The 23586-nt window shown below is 73.2% G+C and carries 25 protein-coding genes; 17 read left to right on the top strand and 8 right to left on the bottom strand.

The genetic code is table 11. From position 1 onward, the window contains the following. Window positions 1–13: 13 nt before the first annotated feature. The 3 genes from HUN58_RS01525 to HUN58_RS01515 all read left to right on the top strand — a co-directional run bounded on the left by HUN58_RS01525 (window position 14) and on the right by HUN58_RS01515 (window position 2892). Window positions 14–1033 (top strand): LacI family DNA-binding transcriptional regulator, encoded by a 1020-nt coding sequence (locus tag HUN58_RS01525; protein WP_144804812.1) that lies wholly within the window; start codon window positions 14–16, stop codon window positions 1031–1033. Window positions 1034–1186: 153 nt separating this feature from the next. Continuing rightward, a complete protein-coding gene (locus HUN58_RS01520) occupies window positions 1187–1879 on the top strand; it encodes a 2'-5' RNA ligase family protein (RefSeq protein WP_208745316.1) in 693 nt (230 codons plus the stop codon). Continuing rightward, window positions 1876–2892, top strand: a complete 1017-nt coding sequence (locus HUN58_RS01515; protein ID WP_208745315.1) for a LacI family DNA-binding transcriptional regulator — start codon at window positions 1876–1878, stop codon at window positions 2890–2892. The genes HUN58_RS01520 and HUN58_RS01515 overlap by 4 nt, the downstream gene beginning before the upstream one ends. On the opposite strand, the gene HUN58_RS01510 is transcribed toward HUN58_RS01515, so the two are convergent. Continuing rightward, a complete protein-coding gene (locus tag HUN58_RS01510) occupies window positions 2876–3760 on the bottom strand; it encodes an inositol monophosphatase (protein WP_208745314.1) in 885 nt (294 codons plus the stop codon). The genes HUN58_RS01515 and HUN58_RS01510 overlap by 17 nt on opposite strands. Before the next feature lie 239 nt (window positions 3761–3999). Between HUN58_RS01510 and HUN58_RS01505 the strand changes: the two genes are divergently transcribed. From HUN58_RS01505 to HUN58_RS01490, 4 genes are all read left to right on the top strand, one after another. Then, entirely contained in the window at window positions 4000–4941 is a 942-nt protein-coding gene (locus HUN58_RS01505) for a carbohydrate ABC transporter permease (RefSeq protein WP_144804820.1), read from the top strand. After that, the gene (locus HUN58_RS01500; RefSeq protein WP_208745313.1) at window positions 4941–5771 is read left to right on the top strand and encodes a carbohydrate ABC transporter permease; all 831 of its coding nucleotides are present in this window, start codon (window positions 4941–4943) and stop codon (window positions 5769–5771) included. The genes HUN58_RS01505 and HUN58_RS01500 overlap by 1 nt, the downstream gene beginning before the upstream one ends. A gap of 98 nt (window positions 5772–5869) precedes the next feature. Further along, window positions 5870–7213 (top strand): extracellular solute-binding protein, encoded by a 1344-nt coding sequence (locus HUN58_RS01495; protein ID WP_208745312.1) that lies wholly within the window; start codon window positions 5870–5872, stop codon window positions 7211–7213. A gap of 84 nt (window positions 7214–7297) precedes the next feature. Continuing rightward, window positions 7298–7843, top strand: coding sequence for a cysteine hydrolase family protein (locus HUN58_RS01490; protein WP_058740825.1), 546 nt, complete (start codon window positions 7298–7300; stop codon window positions 7841–7843). Here HUN58_RS01490 and HUN58_RS01485 read toward each other — a convergent pair. Further along, window positions 7827–8312 carry a GNAT family N-acetyltransferase gene (locus HUN58_RS01485; protein ID WP_114851364.1) on the bottom strand — a complete coding sequence of 162 codons (486 nt, stop codon included), beginning with the start codon at window positions 8310–8312 and terminating at the stop codon, window positions 7827–7829. The two genes, HUN58_RS01490 and HUN58_RS01485, sit on opposite strands and share 17 nt — an antisense overlap. Before the next feature lie 29 nt (window positions 8313–8341). Then, window positions 8342–10429 (bottom strand): glycosyltransferase family 39 protein, encoded by a 2088-nt coding sequence (locus HUN58_RS01480; RefSeq protein WP_114851363.1) that lies wholly within the window; start codon window positions 10427–10429, stop codon window positions 8342–8344. 107 nt (window positions 10430–10536) lie between these two features. On the opposite strand from HUN58_RS01480, the gene HUN58_RS01475 reads away from it, so the two are divergent. The 3 genes from HUN58_RS01475 to HUN58_RS01465 all read left to right on the top strand — a co-directional run bounded on the left by HUN58_RS01475 (window position 10537) and on the right by HUN58_RS01465 (window position 13364). Continuing rightward, window positions 10537–10836, top strand: a complete 300-nt coding sequence (locus HUN58_RS01475; RefSeq protein WP_180224723.1) for a hypothetical protein — start codon at window positions 10537–10539, stop codon at window positions 10834–10836. A gap of 84 nt (window positions 10837–10920) precedes the next feature. Continuing rightward, window positions 10921–12198, top strand: a complete 1278-nt coding sequence (locus HUN58_RS01470) for an endo-1,4-beta-xylanase (protein ID WP_180224724.1) — start codon at window positions 10921–10923, stop codon at window positions 12196–12198. Between the two features lie 191 nt (window positions 12199–12389). Then, on the top strand, window positions 12390–13364 hold the full coding sequence (locus HUN58_RS01465) for an amidohydrolase family protein (protein ID WP_180226121.1): 975 nt from the start codon (window positions 12390–12392) through the stop codon (window positions 13362–13364). On the opposite strand, the gene HUN58_RS01460 is transcribed toward HUN58_RS01465, so the two are convergent. From HUN58_RS01460 to HUN58_RS01450, 3 genes are all read right to left on the bottom strand, one after another. Beyond that, window positions 13357–13662: a putative quinol monooxygenase gene (locus HUN58_RS01460; RefSeq protein ID WP_114851432.1), complete on the bottom strand. Its 306-nt coding sequence runs from the start codon at window positions 13660–13662 to the stop codon at window positions 13357–13359. The genes HUN58_RS01465 and HUN58_RS01460 overlap by 8 nt on opposite strands. A gap of 85 nt (window positions 13663–13747) precedes the next feature. Beyond that, entirely contained in the window at window positions 13748–14152 is a 405-nt protein-coding gene (locus tag HUN58_RS01455) for a hypothetical protein (RefSeq protein WP_180224725.1), read from the bottom strand. 2 nt (window positions 14153–14154) lie between these two features. Further along, window positions 14155–14829 (bottom strand): DUF433 domain-containing protein, encoded by a 675-nt coding sequence (locus HUN58_RS01450; RefSeq protein WP_141862746.1) that lies wholly within the window; start codon window positions 14827–14829, stop codon window positions 14155–14157. Between the two features lie 35 nt (window positions 14830–14864). Here HUN58_RS01450 and HUN58_RS01445 point away from each other — a divergent pair, with 35 nt between their 5' ends. From HUN58_RS01445 to HUN58_RS01430, 4 genes are all read left to right on the top strand, one after another. Further along, complete coding sequence (locus HUN58_RS01445) at window positions 14865–15305, top strand: NAD(+)--rifampin ADP-ribosyltransferase (protein ID WP_180224726.1); 441 nt, start codon at window positions 14865–14867, stop codon at window positions 15303–15305. Window positions 15306–15521: 216 nt separating this feature from the next. Then, the gene (locus HUN58_RS01440) at window positions 15522–16892 is read left to right on the top strand and encodes an MFS transporter (protein ID WP_174777560.1); all 1371 of its coding nucleotides are present in this window, start codon (window positions 15522–15524) and stop codon (window positions 16890–16892) included. A gap of 5 nt (window positions 16893–16897) precedes the next feature. Further along, complete coding sequence (locus tag HUN58_RS01435; protein ID WP_114851357.1) at window positions 16898–17731, top strand: sugar phosphate isomerase/epimerase; 834 nt, start codon at window positions 16898–16900, stop codon at window positions 17729–17731. Then, window positions 17728–18885: a Gfo/Idh/MocA family protein gene (locus HUN58_RS01430; protein ID WP_114851356.1), complete on the top strand. Its 1158-nt coding sequence runs from the start codon at window positions 17728–17730 to the stop codon at window positions 18883–18885. Before HUN58_RS01435 ends, HUN58_RS01430 begins: the two co-directional genes overlap by 4 nt. A 55-nt stretch (window positions 18886–18940) precedes the next feature. Here HUN58_RS01430 and HUN58_RS01425 read toward each other — a convergent pair whose 3' ends face one another. Next, window positions 18941–20164, bottom strand: coding sequence for a glycosyltransferase (locus tag HUN58_RS01425; protein WP_180224727.1), 1224 nt, complete (start codon window positions 20162–20164; stop codon window positions 18941–18943). A 57-nt stretch (window positions 20165–20221) separates the two neighbouring features. Here HUN58_RS01425 and HUN58_RS01420 point away from each other — a divergent pair, with 57 nt between their 5' ends. Genes HUN58_RS01420 through HUN58_RS01410 form a run of 3 tightly spaced genes read left to right on the top strand, consistent with a single transcriptional unit; the run spans window position 20222 to window position 22933 of the window. Beyond that, window positions 20222–21199, top strand: coding sequence for an NAD(P)-dependent oxidoreductase (locus HUN58_RS01420; protein ID WP_114851354.1), 978 nt, complete (start codon window positions 20222–20224; stop codon window positions 21197–21199). Beyond that, on the top strand, window positions 21192–21995 hold the full coding sequence (locus tag HUN58_RS01415; protein ID WP_180224728.1) for an MBL fold metallo-hydrolase: 804 nt from the start codon (window positions 21192–21194) through the stop codon (window positions 21993–21995). The genes HUN58_RS01420 and HUN58_RS01415 overlap by 8 nt, the downstream gene beginning before the upstream one ends. Next, entirely contained in the window at window positions 21992–22933 is a 942-nt protein-coding gene (locus HUN58_RS01410) for a 3-oxoacyl-[acyl-carrier-protein] synthase III C-terminal domain-containing protein (protein ID WP_180224729.1), read from the top strand. The genes HUN58_RS01415 and HUN58_RS01410 overlap by 4 nt, the downstream gene beginning before the upstream one ends. 182 nt (window positions 22934–23115) lie before the next feature. Here the strand turns inward: HUN58_RS01410 and HUN58_RS01405 are convergent, their stop codons facing one another. Continuing rightward, complete coding sequence (locus HUN58_RS01405) at window positions 23116–23574, bottom strand: DUF4383 domain-containing protein (RefSeq protein WP_058740836.1); 459 nt, start codon at window positions 23572–23574, stop codon at window positions 23116–23118. Window positions 23575–23586 lie beyond the last annotated feature (12 nt).

The following is a 23586-nucleotide window of genomic DNA, read 5'->3' as shown; positions in this document are numbered from 1 at the left end:
GACGGCGTGCGACGTGAGCGGCCTGCACGCCGTGCCGACGATCCACGACGTGGCGGCGCTCGCCGGGGTGTCGAAGTCCGTGGTGTCCCGGGCGCTCGCCGGGGCGTACGGGGTGGCGCCGGCGACCGTCGAGCGGGTCAAGCGCGCCGCGGTCGAGCTCGGGTACGTCGCGAACGCGAACGCCCGCGGGATGTCCGCCCACCGCACGCACACGGTCGGGGTGTTCGTCCGCGACGCCGCGACGCCGTTCTACGGGCACCTGCTCACGGCGTTCCAGCTGCAGGCGGCGGCCCGCGGCTACCGGGCGGTGACGGCGACGGGCGCCGGGTCGTTCCCGCTCGCCGAGGAACGCCGCGCGCTCGAGACCCTCGTGTCGCTCCGGGTCGAGGGGCTCATCGTCTGCAGCGGCGCCCTGCCGGTGGAGGACGTCCTGCCGTTCGCCCGACGCATCCCCACGGTGATCGCCGGACGTCCGGAGCGCGACCCGGCGGTCAGCAGCGTCTACTGCGACGAGCGCGGCGGCGGCCGGGCCCTGGCAGACCACGTGGCCGACGCCGGGCACGTGCGCGTCGCGGTGCTCACGATCAGCGCCGCGGGCTCCCTCACCCAGTCGGCCCGGACGGACGCGATGGCCCGACGGCTCCGGTCCCGCGGGGTCGACGTCCTGCGGATCCGTGCCGAGGACCACGGCAACGACCCCCGGGCGCTCGACTCCTTCGTCGCGGCCGTGATCTCGGCGGGCGGAGTGTCGGCGATCATGGCGCCGAGCGACCACTACGCCGTCGGGGTCCTCGAGGCACTGCGGCGCCGCGGGCTCTCGGCGCCGCAGGACTTCTCGGTCACGGGCTACGACGGCATCCGGCCGTACGACACCGAGCTGTTCGGGATCACCTCGTGGCGGCAGCCGCTCGACGTGATCGGCACGATGGCGGTCGACGCCGTCGTCGACCAGGTCGACGCCAGCCGGGCGAACGCCGCGCACGTCGCCGTCGACGGGGAGTTCGTCCCCGGCCGCACGCTCGCCAGCGCCTGAGCGCGCAGCGAGCGGATCGAGCCCGGACCCGCCGCGCAGCGACCCGCCCGACACCGGTCGTTCACCTCTTCGTCACCGCGGGTAGGGGTGCGCTCGGGAACGATCCCCACCACGATGGGGAACGTTCCCGAAACCGCGACGAACAGGACGAGCATGCCGACCCCCGCCACCCTCGACGCCCTCGCGGCGACCGCCCCCGCCGTCACCGCCAAGGGCGCCCGCGACGACAGCGACCCCTACCGCTACGGCGTCTACCTGCGCCCGGACCCCCGGACCTGCCGCGCGGTCACCATCGTCACCGACCAGCTCCGCGCCCAGTACGGCCTGGTGTCCTCCGGCGCGTTCCCGCCCCACGCCACCCTGGTCGGCAGCCAGCCGTTCGGGTCCGCCGAGTCCGAGGTGGTCGACGCCCTGACCGCGCTGCTCGACGGGCGACCCGGCTTCCCGGTGCACAACGCCGGGGTCCGCGAGCAGGGCATCGGCTACGTGTACGACGTCGCCACGACCCCGGACGGTTCGCGGAACACCGCGTTCGACCAGCTCGCGATCGACGTCGACGCGGCCGTGGCCCCGTTCCGCCGGCCGATGAACGCGCCGCTGCCGAACGACCACGACCCGGAGCACTACCGCCCGCACCTGTCGCTCGCGTCGCACGACCTGTACGTCCGGCCGGACCTGCACGACGAGGTCGGCGAGTTCATCCGCGGCCTCGACGTCCCGGTGCCGTCGGACTTCGCCGGCGACACCATCGTCCTCTACCGCACCGCGAGCCCCGACTGGACGGGTCGCTGGTGGCAGACGATGACGTGGGAGCACGTCCGGACCTGGAAGCTCCGCACGCCGTGACCGCGACGCTGCGCGACGTCGCGCGCCGGACCGGCATGTCCCGCTCGCTGGTGTCGCTCGCCCTGCGGGGCGACGACGGCGTGTCCGCACCACGTCGGGAACTGGCCGTGCGCGCCGCGGACGAGCTGGGCCTCCCGGTCGGGTCGCTGGCGCGACGTCGTGCAGCCGGCGCACCGCTCGTGCTGGGCATCCTGCTGACCGAGCGCGCGAACCCGTTCCACGCGGAGGTCCTGCGCAGTGCGCAGGCCACCGCGGACACCCTGGGGTTCGCGCTCCGGGTCGTCGACGCGTTCCGTGACGACGACCGCCTGGTATCCGGCCTGGAGGCACTGCACACGTCCACAGGGTCGGCCGACGGGGTGCTCGGGGTCGCGGTGGTCAGCAGCCGGCTCCCGCCGGCCGCGCTCGCCGCGGCCGCGGCGGACCTGCCGGTCGCGGTCCTCGGCTCGGCCGGCGAGGCGCTCGCCGGCCGCGGGGTGGACACGGTCCGCTCGGACGAGGAGTCCGGCATGCGGGAGCTCGTGCTGCACCTGACGGCGGCGGGCCACGTGCGCACGTGCTTCGTCGGCGAGAGCGACCACCCGTCGACCACCCGGCGTGGGCGTGCGTACGCCGCGGCCGTGGCGCTGCTGCCGACCGACGGCCGCGCCGAGGACGTCGGGTCGCTCGTCGCCGACCCGGCGCGGATCGCCCGACTGCTCGGCGACGGCGTGACGGCGTTCGTGACCGCCAACGACGCCACCGCCGCGCGGCTCGTCTCCGCGGCCGCCGGCGTCGGCCTCCGGTTGCCGGGCATCGCCTCGGTGACGGGGTTCGACGGGACCGCCCTCGCCGAGCGGCTCGACTTGACGACCGTCGACCAACCGCGCGCCCGGATGGGGGCCCGCGCAGTGGAGCTCGTCGTTGAGCGGCTCCGCGGGCGCCGGGTCGAGCGGCACGAGGTGCTCCCGACCCGGCTCGAGCAGCGGGGGTCCGTCCGTGCGGCCCCGCTCCTCCTCAGCCAGCGCGGGTGACGGTGGCGGAGAGGGCCGCGACCCGGGCGACGAGTCGCTCGTGGGGGTCGCCGGCCCCGACCGCGACGTAGTCCTCGGCGTCGACCGCCCGGTCCGTCGGGACGCCGTGGCGGAAGCCGCGGAACCGACCGCCGGCGCGCTCGAGCACCAGCGCGCCGGCGGCGACGTCCCAGGGGTGCGTCGCGAAGCCCAGCGTGACGTCCGACCACCCGGCGGCGACGTGCACCAGGTTGAGCGCGCCGCTCCCGGTGCTGTGGTGGTGCCGGAAGTCCAGGGTCAGGTCCCGGAGCAGGCCGAACGCGGCCGTCTCGCCGAGCAGCTCGAGGTCCTGCTGCACCGGGAAGCTCGTCAGCACCGTGGCGTCCCGCGGCGGTGCGGAGACGGACCGCATCGGTCGGCCGTCCAGGAACGCGCCGGTGTCGTCCGCACCGAACGCGTGGTCCGCGACGGGGTCGAGCACCACGCCGGCGACGACCGTCCCGTCCACCTCGGCCGCGATCGAGACGCACCAGTACGCCAGGCCCCGGGCGAAGTTGGCGGTGCCGTCGATCGGGTCGACGATCCAGCGCACGCGGGCGCCGTCGGGAGCGGGACCGGCCGTGCCCTCCTCGCCCAGGACCGTCGACCCGGGGACGGCCGTGGTCAGGAGTCCGGTCAGGGCGCGCTCGGCGGCCCGGTCGTGCTCGGTCACGACGTCGTGGGCGTCGCGTTTCGTGTGCACGACGACGTCGGAGCGGAAGGCACCCAGGAGCGACGGGGCGACGGCGCGTGCGGCGTCCTCGGCGGCGCGGCGGAGGACCGCGGGTGCCGACGGGTCGGTGCGGGGGAGCCCGGTGCGAGGGGGCACGGTCGGGGTGGGTTCGGTCATGTCCCCGGTGTACGACGCCCGCGGCGCTGGACGCGGAACCCCCGGCGTCGCGCGGCCGTCCCACGGGTGAACTCCGGCGACGGTCCGGGGTCCACGACGCCCCGTCCGGGCCCGGTGTCGAACACTGCGTGAACGGCGGGCGGCGGGACGTCGACCTCGCTTGCGACCGCCGCGGCCGCGCCTCCACAGTGGTGTCGTCCCCAGATCGGGAACGTTCCCTAACCCGAGGAGTCCCCACCATGACGGTCTCCGTCCGGCCCGGCCTCGTCGCCGGTCGCCAGCGGTCCGCCCCGGCCACCCGCTCCTGGCACCGAGCCGACCGACGCGTCGGCGTCGTGCTGCTCCTGCCCGCGCTGCTCGTCTTCGCGGTCTTCGTCTTCTGGCCGCTCGGCCGGGTGCTCCTCCTCAGCACGCAGGGCACCGACATCTTCGGGCAGCCCGCCGGCTCGGTCGGCCTGCAGAACTACGTCAGGACCCTCACCGACCCGGCGTTCGGTCGGACGATGCTCAACACCGCGGTGTTCTGCGCCGGGGTCGTCGCCGCCCGGGTGGTGTTCGGGCTGCTCATCGTGGTGCCGCTCACCGCGAAGCTCCGCGGCACGCCGGTCTACCGGGCGCTCCTGACGTCCCCGATGGTCGTCTCGGTGTCGGCCGCGTCCGTCGCCTTCGCCGCGATGCTCGCGCCGGGGACCGGTCTCGTCGACACCGTCGTGCAGCAGTTCGGCGGGACCCCGGTGCCGTGGCTGACGAGCACACACTGGGCGCTGTTCAGCGTGATCGTCGTCACCGCGTGGGGGTCGCTCGGCTTCACCGTCCTGCTGCTCCTCGGGGCGTTCGGGGCGATCGACCCCGAGGTCGTCGAGGCGGCCCAGCTCGACGGTGCCGGACCCCTCCGGGCGTTCTGGTCGGTGTCGCTGCCGCTCGTCACGCCGACGCTGTTCTTCGTCGTCGTCACCGGCACGGTCGAGGCCCTGACGACGTTCGGGCAGATCCAGATCCTGACCGGCGGGGGACCGGCGGACTCGTCGAAGACCCTCGTCTACGCGATCTACCAGCAGGCGTTCGGGTCGGCGAGCGCCAACTTCGGGCTCGCCGCTGCCCTCGGGGTCGTGCTCTTCCTGCTCGTCCTCGCGCTGTCGCTCGTACAGTTCGGCGTGCTCGAGAAGCGGGTGCACTACTGATGGGCCCGCGCACCGCACGACGCGTCCGCAGCACCCTGCTGCACGTCTGGCTGATCGTCGCCGTCGTGGTCGTCTGCTTCCCGCTGTACTACGTCTTCGAGGGGGCGCTCACCCCGTCCGAGTACCTGCACCAGGGGCTCCCGGGACTCGTGCCGATCCACCTCGACCTCGGCAACGTCGAGCGGGCACTGCAGGTCGCACCGCTCGGTCGGCAGTTCCTCAACAGCATCGTCGTCACGCTCGCCCAGACGACGTTGCAGGTCGTCATCGGCATCGTCACCGCGTACGCCCTGGCGTTCTGCCGGCTCCGCGGGACCCGGGCGATCTTCCTCGTGCTGCTCGCGAGCATGATGATCCCCGGCGAGACGACCCTGATCGCGAACTACCTCACGGTCGCGTCCTGGCACCTCATCGACACCCTGCTCGTCGTGTTCCTGCCGTTCGTCGCCTCGGCGCTGACGATCTTCCTGTTCCGGCAGGCGTTCCTGTCCTTTCCCGCCGAACTGCACGAGGCCGCCGTGCTCGACGGCGCCGGGCACTTCCGGTTCATCCGGTCGATGCTCCTGCCCGTCACCCGTCCGACGCTCGTCTCCGTGACGCTCGTCAGCGCGACCGCCGCCTGGAACGGGTTCTTCTGGCCGCTCCTCGTGACGAACTCGCCCGAGAACCGGACCGTGCAGGTCGGCATCGCGCAGCTGTCCAACGCCGAGGCCTCGGACGTCGGCGTCGTGCTCGCCGGCGCGGCGATGGTCACGCTCCCCGTGCTGCTGCTGGTCCTGGTGACCCAGCGCTTCCTCGCCGGCGGGATCACCGCCGGCGCCCTCAAGTAGCCCCGGCCGCACGACCCCGCGCGCACGACCTGGCCCGCCCGCACGACGCCCACCACTCCCGCCCCATCCCGACTCCGTCCCCACAGGAAGGCCCTCCCATGCCCGCTCGTCGCTCCTCCGTGCTCGCGGTCGCCGCCGTGTCCGCCGCGGCACTGCTCGCCCTCACCGGCTGCTCCGCCTCCGGCTCCGCCACCCCCGCCGCGTCCTCGGGACCGGTCACCGTCGACTTCTGGCACGCCATGACCGGCCCCGCCGCGACCGAGCTGGACGAGCTCGTCAGCCAGTACAACGGCTCGAACGAGCAGGGCGTGACGGTGAAGGCCACGTTCCAGGGCCAGTACGCCGACGTCCAGACGAAGTACACCGCCGCGGTGCAGTCCGGCTCGACCCCGGACCTGCTCATGATGAACGACGTCTCGACCGGCTTCATGGTCGACTCCGGGCAGACCGTCGCACCGTCCACCTTCGCGAAGGAGACCACCACCGGCGGGAGCATCGTCCCCGCCGCGAAGGCCTACTACAGCGCCGGCGACGGCCTCGCCGCGATGCCGTTCTCGGTCTCGATGCCCGTGCTGTACCTCGACAAGGCGATCGTCCAGCGCGCCGGACTCGACGTCACGAAGCCGCCGACGACCCTCGACCAGGTCGCGCAGTGGGCCGACCAGATCCACCGCACGACCGGCCTGTACGGCATGAGCATGAACATGGCCGACTCGTGGATGCTCGAGGAGCTCAGCGCCTCGGGCGGCCAGCCGTTCTGCACCCCGTCGAACGGCCGCACGGGCAAGGCCGTCACCGGCGTCTCGCTCACCTCGGACACGCAGGTCGCCTTCATGACGACGCTGCAGGGGCTGTACCAGGACGGTGCCGCGCTGAATCCGGGCACCGACTCGGCGGCGCAGAACTCGGCGTTCTCGAGCGGCAAGGTCGGCATGGTCCTCACCTCGTCCGGTGCCTACACGACCCTCGACCCGACCGGCACGAAGTCCGTCGTGTCCACCTTCCCGACCACCTCCGGCGCGAAGGACGCCGGCGCGGTCATCGGCGGCAACGCCCTGTGGATCTCCGGCAAGGGCCACTCGTCCGCCGAGCAGCGCGCCTCCTACGACTTCGCCGCGTGGCTCGAGACCCCCGAGGTGCAGGCCGAGTGGGCGAAGGCGACCGGCTACCTCGCGGTGAACACGGCCTCGAAGGACACCGCGGTCGGCAAGCAGTCGCTCGCCGACCCGAACGTCGCGACGATGTACCGCCAGCTCAGCGACGACCCGACGAGCACCGCGAGCGCGGGCTGCGTCACCGGCGCCTTCCCGACCGTGCGCTCGACCGTGATCGGCGCGTTCAACAAGGTGGTCGAGGGCGCGGACGTGCGGTCCACGATGCGGGCTGCGGAGACGCAGGCGAAGTCGCAGATCGCGTCGTACAACGCGGCCGCCGGCAAGTGACGCTGCCGGACTGACGGACGGGAGGCACGGGGCGCGTCCGCCCCGTACCTCCCGTCGTGCGTCGGCGGGTGCCATGATGTCGCTGTGTCGGACACGAGCGCGCTCCTGGTCATCGACCTCCAGCGCGGGGTCGTGCGGGACTGCTTCGACGCGGACGGAGTCCTCGCCCGCACGGCGATCCTCGTCGACCGCGCTCGGGCGAGCGGTGCGCCGGTGGTCTGGGTGCAGGACCACGGCGACTTCGCCGAGGGCTCCGCGGACTGGGAACTGGCAGCGCCGTTGCACCGTCTGACGGACGAACCCCTGGTCCGGAAGGAGTACCGCGACTCGTTCTCGGACACCGATCTCGGCGATGTCCTCCGGTCACTGGGTGTGCACCACCTCGTGGTGGCGGGAGCGCAGAGCGACTACTGCGTCCGGACGACGACCCAGGCCGCTGCCGTCCGCGGCTTCGACGTGACCCTGGTCTCCGACGCGCACACGACGACGGACGCCGAGCACGACGGGGTCCGCATCAGCGGCGAACAGATCGTCGCGCACACGAACATGTACTTCAGCGGTCTCCGGTACCCGGGGCAGCAGCACGCGGTCGAGCGGCACGACCGCGTGCAGTTCACACCGCTCGGCTGACGAGGCGCACCCAGCGCTCCTCGTCGAGCCCCGTGCCGGGGTCGGTCCGGGGCTCCCCACGCCGCGAGAAGCCGTGGCGAGCGTAGAAGCGCTTGGCTCGCTCGTTCACCGAGAAGACGAGCAGATGGGCTGCAGCTCGCCCGAGCGCAGCGTCGAGCAGCTGATCCGACATCCCGGTGCCCTGTGCGGCTGCATCGACGTAGAGCGTGCAGAGTTCCATCGCGGGCAGGCCGGGCTCGCTCGTCCGTGCTGTGCTCGACACCCCGAGGACGACGTCGCGGGCGCTGGCGAGCAGGACGCGACGCTCGCCACGGCGGATCCGTCCAGCCCAGCGCGCGCGGCGGTCCTGCGAGCTCGGGGCGTCGAGGAACGTGTCGGGGACGAGCCCTCGGTACGTCTGCTCCCAGGCCCGGACCTGGAAGGCCGCGACGGCCTCGGCGTCGTCGAGTTCGGCCACGCGGATCTCCATCGTCCGATCCTGCCGTACCGCACGACGCGTCAGGAGCAGCGCTCGAGCGCGAAGGACGTGCCGCGCCCGCCGAAGGACCGACCGGGGGCCGCGTCGGCGAAGGTCGAGCCCCAGTGCTGCACGACCCGGCAGCCGAGGTCGTCGGCGGCGCGACGGACGGGATCGGTGGCGGCGGCGCTCGACGCGACGACGAGCAGGTGGGTCCGACCCGACCGGACGATCGACTCCACCTGCGCTGCGGTGAAGACCGGGACCCGGCCGGAGAACCCGCCGTCGGTCAGGACCTCATCGCCGGTGTCGCCGATGACGTCGGCGGCGATCCGCCACGAGTCGGTGAGGAACAGCGGCGCCCCGTCCTGACCACCACCGGCACGCCGGGCCGCGCCGACGAGGGCGGCCTCGTCGGCGGGCAGCCGGGTGTGGCCGCCGACCACGTCCGGAGCGGAGATCGTGAACGCCGCGGTGCCGGCGGACCGACCGCCGGCGGACGAGCCGCCGCCGCGGCCGAGCGCGAACGCCCGCTCCGGGGTGCCGCCGCGGGCGAAGGCGCCCTGCCCGACACCGACCGACGCGTCGCCGCCGCTGCCGTCCCGTGCGGCGTCGAGGACCTGCAGCGAGAAGCACGCCGGTCCGAGCACCACCGCGGCGACGAGCAGCCCCGCCGCCGTCCGCCGCCCGCGGGTCGACGCCACGATCGGGTCGCTCCGACGCCAGCGGACGACGAGCAGCACGAGCGTCACCACGGTCGCCCCGACGGCGATCGCCCCGAGGAGCGCCGGCTCGGACGAGGCTCTCGCCAGCCACGCCCACCACGCACCCTGGACCACGAGCAGGCCGACGGGCACGAGCCGCATCCGGCGGTCGGTCGCGTCGACGAGGCTCGCGGCACCCCACCAGCCGAGCGCGCCGAGCGCCGCGAGCTGCACGCCGATCCCGGCGACGTACGCGGTGTGCGGGAGCCGCAGGACGGACAGCACCGCTACCGCCGTGACCAGCCACACGACCAGGGCGACGAGCGTGGCGGCGGGGACCCGTGCCTCCCGTCCGGCGGTCCGGCGCCACCACCGGGCCGCACCGATCCCGATGCCGGTGAGCGCAGCGGGCCACGACCAGCCGACCTGCGACGCGTACCGCGGCGAGAAGAGCTGCAGCAGCGAGTGCCCGCCGCCCCCGCGGCCGGCGGTCGCCGTGCGCCACGCGTCCGCGACGTGCGTCCCGGCGTGCCCGACGGCGGCACCCAGCGCGCCGACGGCTCCCGGCCACAGCCCGGGCAGGAAACGGTCGACACCGTTGTAGCCGAAGACCATCGCGAACACGCTGTCGTCGGTCGACCCGTCGAAGTACGGGTGGTCACCGGTCGGCAGCAGGCCGAGCACGACCGACCACGCGAGGCTCGCGACGATCGCGGCGCCGAGCAGCGCGGCGACGTGACCGGTGGCACGGCGCCACCGCGCTTCGGGACCCGCGGTGGCGATGACCGTGGCGAGCACCAGGGCGGGCAGCACCATCCAGGCCTGCAGCATCTTCGCCTGGAAGCCGACCCCGACGAACAGCCCGGCGAGCAGCAGCGGCCACCACGTCCGGGTCAGCGCGGCCCGCTGCCACCACACCAGCGCGACGGCGAGCGACATCGTGAGGAGGCCGTCCTCCATCGGGTGGCCGAACATCGACACGAAGATCGGGGTGCTCGCGGCCAGTGCCGCGGCGACCAGGCCGGCCCGGGCGCCGAGCCAGCGGAGGGCGACCACGGCGACGGCGAGCGTCGTGACCGCGCCCTCGACCACCTGCGGCAGGGCGAGCGACGCGGTGGACATCCCGAACAGGTGGATGCTGATCGCCTGCGGCACCGCGAAGCCGGCGAGCTTGTCGAGCGTCACCGTCGCGCCGGGGTCGAACGAGCCGGACAGGAACGCGGGCAGCGACTCGGACATCGACCGAGCGGCTGCGGCGTAGAAGGACATGTCGCCGCCGCGGGCGAGGTTCCAGCTCGTCAGGACGGCGCCGAGCACGACGATCGCGACCAGGGTCGTGCGCTGGGGGACGGTCTGGTGCAACCACCGTGCGGGGCGCGCGGCGGCGGGGTCGCCCGACGTCGGGGCGGGGTGGTTCGGGTCCATGCGCCGAACATCCCGCCGGAGTCGATGAAGGAGCCTGGGGTCGCCGGTCCGCAGGACTCCGGTTCGTTCAGGAGCGGTACCAGGATGCCGGTCGGTAGGGTTCCCGGATGCGTCCTCGTCACTCCGCTCATCGTGCTGCGCTCCTGCTCGCCGGCCTCGCTGCCGTGTCGGTCGTGGTGGCTGCTGCCGCCGAGCACCTCGCCTGGCCGGTCGCCCCGGCGTTCCCGTGGGCGCACAGCGGGTCGTACTCGTACGTCGCGGGCCGGTCGGGCGAGGCCGTCGCGCACGTCGCCCAGGTGGTGGCGTGGGGGTCGTCGGCGCTCGCCGTGGTGCTGTCGCTGGCCGCGGCGGTGGCGGGCGTGGTCGCCAGCATCGCTCGGCGGACAGACGGGGCAGCGCGCTCCTGACAGCCCGCGGGTCCGCTGCTATGTTCGGCGGCACAACAAATCCCGCCCGACACCGGTGTCGGCGGGTGCCGGGGAGTGGTCGGGATGCACGGATCGGTCGGACAGGACGCGGCGGTCGGTCCTGACGCAGGACAGCAGCACGCGGTCGCACACCGCACGGGCACGGCGGTCCTGACCGTCGTCGACCACCGCGGCGAACCGCTCCGCGACGCCGAGGTCACCGTCGAGCAGACCCGCCACGCCTTCACGTTCGGCAACATCGGGTTCGACTTCATCGGCCTCGCGAACGGCGAGCGGGACCCGATCGGCACGGCCGACCCCGACCACCTCGCGGACCTGTTCACCGACGTGTTCACCACCGCGACGCTGCCGTTCTACTGGGGCACCTTCGAATCGGAGCCCGGCCGTCCCGCGACCGACCGCCTGCGTCGCACCGCGGCGTGGTTCCGCGACCGCGGCCTCGACGTCAAGGGCCACCCGCTCGTCTGGCACACCGTGCAGCCCGACCGGCTGCTCGGCCGGCCCCTCGAGGAGGTCGAACGGCTCCTCCGCGAGCGCATCCACCGCGAGGTCGGCACCTTCGACGGACTCGTCGACACGTGGGACGCGATCAACGAGGTCGTCATCATGCCCGTGTTCGACAACGGGCCGAACGCGATCACCCCGCTCGCCCGGGCGAAGGGCCGCATCCCGATGGTCCGGTTGGCGTTCGAGGAGGCCCGCGCGGCGAACCCCCGGGCGACGCTCCTGCTCAACGACTTCGACCTGTCCAGCGCGTACGAGTGCCTGATCGAGGGCGTGCTCGAGGCCGGGGTGCAGCTCGACGCGATCGGTCTCCAGACCCACATGCACCAGGGCTACTGGGGCGAGGAAACGATGCTCGCGATGGTCGACCGCTTCGCCCGGTACGGCCTCCCGCTGCACCTGACCGAGACGTCCCTCGTCTCCGGCGAGCTCATGCCCGCGGACGTCGTCGACCTGAACGACCACCGCGTCGACTCGTGGCCGTCCACCCCGGAGGGCGAGGCGCGACAGGCCGACGAGCTCGAGCGGCACTACCGCAGCCTGGTCGGGCACCCCGCGGTCGAGGCGATCACCTACTGGGGCATCACCGACGCCGGGGCCTGGCTCGGGGCGCCGATCGGTCTGGTGCGGGCGGACGGGACGCCGAAGCCGTCGTACGAGGCACTCCGTCGTCTCGTCACGGACGAGTGGTGGACGCCTCCGACCGTGCTGCGCACGGACGACCGCGGGCAGGTGCGGGCCACCGGGTTCCGCGGCGCGTACCGGGCGACCGTCCGCGGGACGGCGACGGACTTCTCGATCGGTCGGCAGTCGACGGAGGTCACGCTCACGACGTGACCGGATGACGGACGGGAGGCACGTGGCGGGCCCGCCACGTGCCTCCCGTCCGTCCCGGCCTGCGTGCCCGCCGGACGCGAGACGCCGCCACCTGGGCGGGACGCCGCCGGGATCCGCGGCGTCTCGCGACCACGAGGGCGGCTCGCGGCCGTCCGCGTGGACTCCGGCGTACCGTCCGCTCCGTGGACGAGATGCTGATCGGGGTCGAGGAGCACTGGACGTCGGAGCCGGTCGACAAGGCGTTGCGGGCTCTGTCCGGGGACGCCGCCGACGCGAGCCTCGTGCTCAACGACCACGGGGACACTGCTCGACGGCTGGCCGACCTGGGCGAGCTGCGGCTCGAAGCGATGGACCGCCAGGGCGTCGACGTGCAGGTGCTCTCGCTCGCGCCGCCCGGTGCGCAGGTGCCCGCGGCGGTCGACGCGGTCGCACTCAGCCGAGACGCGAACGACCGCGCGGCCGACGCGGTCCGGGCGCACCCCGACCGGTTCCGGGCGATGGCGACGCTGCCGCTCGTCGATCCGGTCGCGGCAGTGGCCGAGCTCGAGCGCGCGGTCGCGTCGGGCCTGACCGGTGTGATGGTCTACGGCCGCGTCGGCGACGTGATGCTCGACGACCCGCGGTACGACGACCTCTGGGCCGTGGCCGAGCAACTCCGGCAGCCGGTGTTCATCCACCCGCAGGTCCCGCCCCGGGCCTTCCGCGACGCGGTCTACGGCGGGCTCGGGGCGCCGGTCGACCTCGCACTCGCGACCTTCGGGTGGGGGTGGCACCTCGAGGCCGGCACCGCTGCGCTCCGGTTGATGGCGAGCGGTGCCCTGGACCGGCACCCGGACCTGCAGCTCGTGCTCGGGCACTGGGGCGAGCTCCTGCTGTTCTGGCACAGCCGGGCGGACGGCGTCGCCCGGATGGCGGGCCTCGACCGGTCGGTGACCGAGTACCTCCGGCAGAACGTCTGGACCACGGCGTCCGGCATGCTCGACCCGGCGCTGCTGCACCACGCGCTCGCGGTCACCTCTGCCGATCGACTGCTGTTCTCGACCGACCACCCGTTCCAGGACCCGTCCGCGACGGAGATCGCGGCGTTCCTCGACGCCTTCCCGGACGACGACGGCCGGCGGGCGTTCGCCTCGGGGAACGCCCGCCGGCTGTTCGACCTCAGCTGAGGTCGAGCGTCCGCTCGAAGGTCCGGGTCACCGGCGGTCCGGCGAGGACCTGGGCGAGGGCGTTCGCGGCGCCCTCCGGGGTGGCGCGCCACGCGACGTAGGCGTCGTGGTCGTCGGCCGTCGTCCAGCGCTCGAGCACGACCACGCGGTGGGCGTCGGCGTCGTCGACGAGCACCTCGAGGGACTCGTTGCCGGGGAAGCCCGCCGTCTGTGCGAGGGTCTCGCGGACCGCCGAGGCGATGGTGTCGTGGTCGACGTCGTCGCGGAACTGGACCTCGAGGAAGACCGTCTGGGTCACGGGTGCACCTTTCGTCTGCGGGCGGCCGGCGTTCGGCCACCCGTCGAGCCAACCGCGCGGTGCTCCGCGGTGTTCCACGCGAGGATCACGGGTAGTTGAGACGTTTGCGGCTGAGCCCCTGCTCTCCGAGCGCCATCACGAAGGGTGGAGCGACCGAGCCCAACCGGTGGATCGAGCGTTCGTGCCGGAGACAGAGATCTCCCATGGCCTCGCCGGTCAGCTCGCCCCGCACGAAGGCGATGATCCGGGCCTCGTGCATGTAGATGGCACGGGCCTCGAGCGGCCGGCTCGCGACCCGGTGGTCCTTCGCGAGCAGGAGGAACCCCGAGCGGGTGCCTTCGGCGATCCACTCCTCGTCCGGCATCGCCTGCGCGCGACGGTCCCCGTACTCCTCAGCCAGGGTCCGGGCGTCCCACCCGGCTGCGCGGAGACGTGCGACCAGGATCCGGCCACCCACGGAGCGGTCGAGCAGGAACCGTGCGGGTGTCACGGTCAAGCGGCTTGCACCAGGATCGACCGCAGCTCGTCGTCCTCCAGCGAGAAGTCCGAGGCCACGTCGCGCATCCGTTCCCCTGCTCGGACCCGGCTGACGACGTCCTCCACGCTGACACCGATGCGAGCGATCGTCGGTCGGCCGGAGTTGCGACGCGGGTCCACGACGACCTCCGCCCGCTCGTAGGCGGGCAAGCGGAGGAAGTCCACGAACCCGTCACGGTAGGAGATGGTCTGCAGGAACTCGGCGACGACGTCGCGAAAGACACCCTGACCGTTCCGCACGACGACGAGCTCCCGGTCCCCGTTCTCGATCAGGATCTCCGCGCCGTCGGTCCGGAGCCGCTCGCTCAGGAGTGCGTACTCAACGCCGATCTCCTTCCGGAGAGCATCGATGGCGGGCCGGATGCGCGCCATCGGGAGTCCGGCTCGGCGGAACGTCTCGACGATGTAGCCCTCGGCGAGGGCGTTGAACGGGACGGTGTACCCCCGGCCGTCGCTGACTCCGGTGAGGATCGGCTCGCTCCACCCCCACGCATCAGCCGCTCGCTGGCGGAAACGGTGCCCGTGGGACCAACGGGCGAACGACGTGGACGGCGCCCGGACGATCTGCGCGGCCTCGGTCAACGAGTAGATGGGCGTCGTGTGCGCGACATCGTCGATCGACGTTTGCATGCAAACACCCTACCTCGGCGCTGTTCGCTGCCGCCGTGACCGCTGCGGACGAGACCGGCCCCTTCTTCCACGGCTCCCGGGCGGAACTCCGCCTGGGAGACCTGCTCGTGCCCGGACGCCCGTCGAACCACCGGCCCGAGGTGGTGATGCGGCACGTGTACTGCACGGCGCTGCGGGACGGTGCCGGGCTCGCAGCCGAGGTCGCCGTGCTCCTGGTGGAGATCGCCGGCGGCGACGCGTCGACCGTCGCTCCCCACGTCTACGAGGTCGAGCCCCTCGGATCGCTCGAGGACGACCCGAACGTGACCGACCAGAAGTTCCCCGGCAACCCGACCCGCTCCTACCGCTCGACCGAGCCACTTCGGGTCCTCCGCGAGGTCCAGGACTGGACGCCCCTGACACTCGAGGCCCGCGCGCTCTGGTGCACTCGACTCCTGCGGATGCGCGACGACCCCGCCGCCGTCATCCGCAACTGAGGCACCCCGGACCCTCCTCCTCGCACGACGCAACGTGGGCGGTTCCTCGCAGTGACATCCCGCTGTGAGGAACCGCCATCATTGCGTTCCGCGGTCTGCCGGGACGTGTGACGACAAAATCCTTCCGTTGCAAGGTTTTCGATGCTAGCTTCTGCTTCACCTAGCAGCACTAGGTATTCAGAGGGCCTCGCGCCCCCGATGACTCGAGGAGGAGTCATGTCGACACCGACGTCGAAGGAAGAGCCCCAGACCGGGCTCGCCGGAACCGCCAACCCGCCGGTCACCGCGGCTGCCGGGGCGACGAGCACCGACCCCGCAGCCGCGTCCCGCGCGTTCTCGGTCGAGGGCATCACGCAGTCCGTGAGCACCATGCGCGTCGGCGCCGGGTACATGTGGGCGCTCAGCCTCGCGCAGTTCGGCCTCTTCGCCGCACTGCTCACCCCGGTGTTCGTGAGCATGGCGATCAAGGCGACGGTGCTCAACCCGACCAGCCCCGAGACGATCGTCGGCTCGGTCCTGCCGTTCGGTGCCCTCGGTGCACTGCTCGCGAACCCGCTCGCCGGTGCGCTGTCCGACCGCACCCGGACCCGCTGGGGTCGTCGCCGGCCGTGGATGGTCATCGGCGTCGTCGTCTTCGTCGTCGCCCTCGCCTGGCTCGCCTTCTCGCCGAACGTGCTGCAGCTGACCTTCGCGTGGGTCCTGGCGCAGGTCGCCGCGAACGCGGTCCTCGCCACCCTGACCGCGAGCTTCGCGGACAACGTGCCCGAGTTCCAGCGCGGCAAGGCGTCGAGCGTCATCGCCCTCGCGCAGAACATCGCGATCCTCGCGGGCCTGTACCTCGCGGTGTACCTGACCGGGAACCTGCCGGTGCTCTTCATCGCGCCGGGCGTGCTCGCGATCGTGGTCATCCTCGTCTACGCGTTCGTCGCCCGTGACGAGCTGCCGACCCGCGCGATCAAGCCGTTCAGCTGGGTCAACCTCATCTCGTCGTTCTGGACGAACCCGATCAAGCACCCGGACTTCGGGCTCGCCTGGTGGGGCCGCTTCCTCATCACCTTCGGCACGTTCATGTTCACGACGTACCGCGTGCTGTACATGCAGGAGCACCTCGGCATCAAGAGCCTGGCGGAGGCCACCGCGACCGTCGCCTTCGGCGTGCTGCTCTACACGATCGCCCTCCTCGTCAGCGCCGCCGTCTCGGGCTGGGTGTCGGACCGCGTCCGTCGCCGCAAGGTCTTCGTCTGGGGCTCCACTGCGCTGACCGCGGTCGGCCTGGTGATCCTCGCCCACGTCGACTCCGTCGGCGGGTTCTACTTCGCCGAGATCGTGCTCGGCTTCGCGTTCGGCATCTACGCCGCGATCGACACGGCGCTCGTCGTCGACGTGCTGCCGGACCCGGAGCGCCCGGGCAAGGACCTCGGCGTCATCAACATCGCCAACGCCCTGCCCCAGTCGCTCGCACCCGCGGTCGGCCTGTTCCTGCTCGGTATCGGCGGTGGGCAGAACTACACGCTCATGCTCTGGGGTGCCGGTGTCGCCGTGCTCCTCGGCGCCCTCGTCATCCTCCCGATCAAGAAGGTCCGGTGACACCCGTGATCCCCACCGTCTCCCTGCAGCTCTACACGGTGAACGCCGCCCTGGAGCCCGACCTCGACGCCGGCGTCGCCCGGCTCGCCGCGATCGGCTTCGACACCGTCGAAGCGTTCGCCTTCGTCGACCGGGCCCCGCAGCTCAAGCAGGCGTTCGACGCGCACGGCATCAGCGCGAAGACCGGCCACGCCTTCCTGGTCGAGGAGTCCATCCCGCTGCCGGACGGTTCCGTGATGACCGCCCCGTCGCACGCGGACACGTTCGCCGCGGCGGCGGTGCTCGGCATCGAGATCGTCATCGACCCGTTCGTCGGTCCGGACGCCTGGACGACCCGCGAGGGCGTCGAGCGCGTCGCCGCCCGGCTGAACGCCGCCGCCGAGGAGGCAGCGGCGCAGGGCATGCGCGTCGGCTACCACAACCACGACCACGAGCTCCGTCCGCGCATCGACGGCAAGCCCGCGCTCCAGGTGCTCGCCGAGCTGCTCGACCCGCGCGTCGTGCTCGAGCTCGACCTGTACTGGGCGTCCGCCGCCGGCATCGACGTCCCCGCCTTCGTCGCCGAGCTCGGGGACCGCATCGTCGCCGTGCACGTGAAGGACGGCCCGATGCGCGAGGGCATCTCGACCGCGTCGGTCCCGACCGACCAGACCCCGGCCGGCCAGGGCGACGTCCGGCTCGCCGAGGCCCTGGCAGCTGCGACCGCGCTCGAGTACGCGGTCATCGAGTTCGACGGCTTCGACGGGGAGATCTTCGACGGCGTCGCGCAGTCCCACCGGTGGCTGACGGAGACCCTCAGCGCGGCCGCCACCCCGAACAAGGACGAGGTGCACGCATGACCCGCACCGGCCGCGTCGGCGTCGGCTTCATCGGCGCCGGCATGATCAGCGAGCAGTACCTGACGAACCTCACGACGTTCCCCGACGTCGAGGTCGTCCGGATCGGCGACATCGACACGGCTCGCGCCGCCGAGTCCGCCGCGAAGTGGGGCGTCCCCGCGTCCGGCAGCGGCGAGGACGTCCTCGCCGACCCGGACGTCGAGATCGTCGTGAACCTCACGCTGCCGGCCACCCACGTCGAGGTCTCGACCGCGGCCCTGCGCGCCGGCAAGCACGTGTGGAGCGAGAAGCCGATCGGTGTCGACCGCGAGAGCGCCGCCGGCCTGGTCGCCCTCGCCGACGAGCTCGGCCTCCGCCTCGGCATCGCCCCCGACACCGTCCTCGGCACCGGCTGGCAGACCGCCAAGCGCGCGATCGAGGCGGGCGCGATCGGCACCCCGCTCACCGCCGTCACGAGCATGCAGTGGCAGGGCCCGGACGTCTTCCACCCGAACGCGTCGTTCCTGTACGCGAAGGGCGCCGGTCCGCTCTTCGACATCGGCCCGTACTACTTCACCGCGCTCGTGCACCTGCTCGGCCCGGTCGAGTCGGTCGTCGCGACCGGGTCGCGGTCGCGGGAGACCCGGCAGCTGGTCGTCGGCCCGAACGCCGGGCAGGAGTTCCCGGTCGAGGTCCCGACGCACGTGTCGGTCCTGACGTCGTTCGAGCGGGGCGGGAACGCGCAGTCGCTGCTGTCCTTCGACACCCCGCTGTTCCGGCACGGCGTCTTCGAGGTCAACGGGACCGAGGGCACGATCGTCCTGCCGGACCCGAACACGTTCGGCGGCGGTCACCCGATCCGCATCGCCCGCCCGCTCGGCACGGACGTCTCGTTCCCGTTCGAGCAGGACTGGGAGACGCTCTCGGACGAGGAGCCGACGGTCGGTCGCGGCCTCGGTGTGCTCGACATGGCCCGCGCGATCCGCGGTGGCGGCTCGCACGTCGCCACCGGCGAGGTCGGGTACCACGTCCTCGACACGATGGTCGCCGTCGAGGAGTCGATCGCGCGCCGCGCGTTCGTCCCGGTCGCGTCGACCGTCGCGCCGATCGCGTCGCTGCCCGAGGACTTCGACCCGCTCGCCGCGACCTTGGAAGGCGCGCCCGCCTCGGTGTAGGTGAGCGGTGACGGACGGGAGGCACGGTGTCGGCCGGCACCGTGCCTCCCGTCCGTCACGTGGTGCGTCGCGGACGCAGGACGGCCTCGTAGACCGCCACCAGGTCGTCGACCCGCTGCTCGACGCGGCCACGCGCCGCGACGAGCGCGGCACTCGCCCGTTCGAGCCGCTCCGGCTCGTCGTGCAGCGTGCGGACCACCGCGGCGATGCCCGCGGCGTCCGGGGTGGGGGTGGTCCACCCGCCGCCCGCGGGGACGACCTCGGCCAGGTCGGGGTCGCAGTGCACGACCGGCAGCCCGGTCGCGACCGCCTCGAGCATCACCATCGGCTGGTTGTCGAAGTCCAGGGAGCTCGAGACGAGCACGTGCGCGTCGCGCATGGCCGCGAGTACCCGGTCGTGCGGGGTCGAGCCGTGCAGCGACACCGGGGTCCCGGACGCCGCGCGGGCGACCGCGGTGCGCGCGACACCGTCGCCGAGCACGTCGACGACCGTGCCCGCGGGGAACGAACGGGTGGCCGCGACGAGGACCTCCGGGCGCTTCTCCGGCGACAGCCGACCGACCCACAGCACCCGCAGCGGCTCGCCGGGTGCGCGCGTGCGGACCCGGGCCGGGCCGATCGTGTCGAGGACCGTCGGCTCGATGCCGTTCGACAGCACCGACACGGGCGTGCGCACGCCGCGGTCCACGAGCTTGTCCGCGAAGTGTTGCGACGGCACGACCACGTGCGCGCTCGCCCGGGACTGCGCGAGCATGACCCGCCACATCCGCCGGGCCGTGCGCGTCCGGGTGAACGGCCGGTCCGGGGCGACGGGGATCCCACGGTGGTCGACCTGGGTGCGGTGCAGGAACGCGAGCAGCGCGGTGGTCACGGCCGGGACGGGCAGGACGTTGCGCGTGTAGACGTCGATGCGGCCGTGCATCGTGTGCACCACCGGGAGGTCCAGGTCCTGCGCGGCGCGGATGCCGGCGAGGGCCGCGAACATCTCGGAGTGGGTGTGCACGACCTCGGTGCGCCGGGCGGCGAGCTCGCGGCTCAGCACGGCACGGACCCGACGGGGCGGCCAGGCGAACGGGTAGCCGTCCGGCCGGAACACCCGGGAGACGGGCAGGCCGACGACCTCGTGGGCGCCCTCGTGCCGCGGGACCGCGGGGTCGTCCGGGCAGTAGACGGTGACCTCGTGCCCGGCGGTCGTGAGTGCCTCGGCCAGGGAGCGCACCGCCGTCTGGACGCCACCGAGCGTCGGCAGGTAGTAGTCGGTGACCAGGGCGATCCGCACGTGCCGAGCCTAGGGGCCGGGTGGCAGGGCCGCCGGGTGCCCCTAGGATCGGTCGGCATGGGGCCAGGGTCGTCGGAACGTGTCCTGGTCACCGGTGCGAGCGGATTCGTCGGCGGGCACGTCGTCCGGACGCTCCGCGAGCACGGCTACCGGGTCACCGCCGCCGGCCGACTGGCCGACGCACTCCCCGAGGGCGACGTGTTCGTCGGGGACCTCGACGACCTCGGTCGTGCCGAAGTGCCGGCGGACGTCGTCGTGCACTGCGCTGCCCTGTCGTCGCCGTGGGGGCGGTGGGCGGAGTTCGAGCACGCCAACGTCACCGGCACCGCGCAGGTCCTGCGGTACGCCCGCCGGGTCGGGGCGCGGCGGATCGTGCACGTCTCGTCGCCCGGGATTTACGCAGCACCCCGCGACCGGCTCGCCATCCGCGAGGACCAGGTCGACCCGAGCCGCCCGATGAACCACTACATCCGCTCGAAGCTGCACGCCGAGGCGCTCCTGCGCGCCGCGGTCGGCGACCCCGACGGGCCGGAGATCGTGGTGCTGCGGCCCCGCGGGGTGATCGGCGCCGGCGACACCGGGCTCGTCCCACGGCTGCTCCGGGTGCACGAGCGCGCCGGGGTACCCCTGCTGCGCGGCGGTCGCGGGCTCGTCGACCTGACCGCCGTCGAGAACGTCGCGCACGCCGTCCGGCTCGCGGCCGAGGTGCCCGAGGCGGCAGGACTGGCGTTCAACGTCACGAACGGCGACCCCCGGCCCTTCGTCGACCTGCTCGACCAGCTGCTCGCCGGACTCGGGCTCGACCCCCGCCACCGGTCCCTGCCGGCCCGTCCCGTGGCCGCGCTCGCCGGGGCGCTCGAGGCGGTCTGCGCCGTGCTGCCCGGCCACCCCGAGCCGCCGGTCACGCGGTACACGGTCTCCACGATCACGCACTCGCAGACACTCGACATCACCCGGGCCCGCAGCGTCCTCGGGTACGCGCCGCAGGTGTCCCTCGACGACGCCCTCGCGAGCTACGCCGGTGCCCGTGGCTGAGGCGTCGCTGCACGCGTACGCGTGCGGGTCCACGACGCACGACGTCGGACTGCTGCTCCGCGGGGCCCCGCGGCAGCGCCGGGTGTTCCCGGCGACCGTGTTCCTGTTCCGCACGGGGGACCGGCAGGTGCTGTTCGACACGGGGTACGCACCGCTGCCGTGGCGGACCGGGATCGCCGGACGCCTGTACCGACGCCTCCTGCCGCCCGTGGTACGGGCGGGGGCGACCCTCGCCGACGTCGTCGACACCGCTGCCGTGACGGACGTCGTGCTCTCGCACCTGCACCCGGACCACGTCGGCGGCCTCGCGGCGGTCCCGCACGCGCGGGTGCTCGTCAGCGAGGGGACCCGCCGCCAGCTCGCACGGCCGAGGGTCCGGGACGGGGTCCTGCGCGGCCTGCTGCCCGACGACCTGGCGGACCGCCTCGTGGTCGTCCCGGACGCCGCGTTCCACCCGGGGCCCGCTGCGCTGGCCGGACTCGGGCTCGCCGACCCGTTCGGCGACGGGCGCTTCCGGCTCGTGCGGCTCCCCGGGCACACCGACGGACAGCTCGGTGCCCTCGTCGACGGCCGGGTGCTGCTCGCCGCCGACGCCGCGTGGTCCCGGGACCTGCTCGGGCACGAGGACCGGATCCGTGCCCTGCCCCGGGCCGTCGCCCACGACGCCGGTGCCCAGCGCGACACCGCGCAGCGGCTCCTGGCGCTCGAGCGCGCGGGTGTCAGACTGCTCTTCAGCCACGACGAGCATCCGACCGGGGTGGACCTGCTCGCCGAGGACGACCGAGGGGGATCATGAAGCACTGCGCCATCGCCGGCTGGGGGACCGTCCTGCCGGAGCGGACCGTGACGTTCGGCAGCGGGGACCGCACGGTCACCCGCCACCGGATCGCGGACGACGTCTCGCACCTCGACATGCTCGCCGGCGCCGCCGAGCGGGCGATCGCCCACGCCGGGATCGCCGCCGACGACCTCGACCTCGTCCTCGCCGCGTGCGCCGCCGGGGTCCAGCCGATCCCGTGCACCGCGGCACTCGTGCAGGAGCGCGTCGCACCGGGGGCCCGGGCGGCCGCGTTCGACGTGAACTCGACGTGCACGAGCTTCGTCACGGCGCTCGACGTCGCCTCGCGCTACCTGGAGGACGGCGACCACGAGCGCGTGCTCGTGGTCTCGGGCGACGTCGGCTCGCGCTTCCTCGACCCGGCGCAGCGCGAGTCCGCCGAGCTGTTCTCGGACGCCGCGGCGGCCGTCGTGCTCACCCGCGGCGACGGCACGCAGGGGGTCCTGTCGGCGCTGCAGCAGACCTGGCCCGAGCACGCCCACGACACCGAGCTCCGGGGTGGGCTCTCGTGGTTCCCGGCGCAGGCCTTCGCGGACGGTGACCCGGCGGACTACCTGTTCGACATGCACGGGCGGCGGGCGCTCATGGGGATGCTCCGCGTCCTGCCGGGGTTCTTCGAGCGGTTCTTCATGCGCAGCGGCCTGACCCTGGACGACGTCGACCTCGTCGTGCCGCACCAGGCGAGCGGCGCCCTGGGCATCGCGATGCGCCGGATCGGGATCCCCGAGGGGAAGTACGTCGACGCGGTCGCCGAGTACGGGAACATGGTGTCGTCCTCGGTGCCGTACACACTCGCCCGGTGCCTCGACGACGGACGGCTGCGGCGCGGGGACACCGTGCTGCTGTGCGGGACCGCTGCGGGCCTGACCGCGAACGCCATGGCCGTGCGGCTCTGACCGACGCCGCGGCAGCGCGCCGCCGACCGCCGACGCCGGCCACGATCACGTCCGCGACGTCGCGCTCGGACGCGACGACGCCCCCGTCGCGTCCACGACGAGGGCGTCCCGGTGGCCCCTGATCCCCAGCCACCGCTCGCGCGGGGGCGTCCAGCACCGGACGGCCCCCGCGAGGTCACAGGTCAGCGCGTGGCGCGACCGGCGCGCGGCAGGAGCACACCGAGCACGATCATCGCAACGGCGAGGACCGCGTGCAGGGCGTTGTCCGCGACGTTCAGCGGCACGAAGTTCGCGCCACCGGCCATGCCGGCGGTGAACAGGCCGTAGACGAAGAGCACGGCGTAGACGATGCCGCCGATGAGCAGGTAGGAGCGAGCCCCACCGGCGGTGCGCGCGGCGAGCAGGCCGACGACACCGAAGAGCAGGTGCACGATGTTGTGGAGCACCGAGACCTGGAACAGGCCGAGGAGCATCGCCATCGAGCCGTGGCCGGCCACCGACATGGTGCCCATGTCCATGGTGAGGCCGGGGATGAAGCCGGCGATGCCGACGATCAGGAACACGACCCCGAACAGCAGGGCGCCCTTCTGCGTCAGCGTCGAGCCGTAGCCGGTGTTCCGCGTTGCTGCATTGCTGGTCATGATGAGTCCTTC

The organism is Curtobacterium sp. Csp1 (assembly GCF_013347185.1).
Note: the sequence above shows the minus strand (reverse complement) of the source record. Positions and strands in the feature narration are given on the sequence as shown.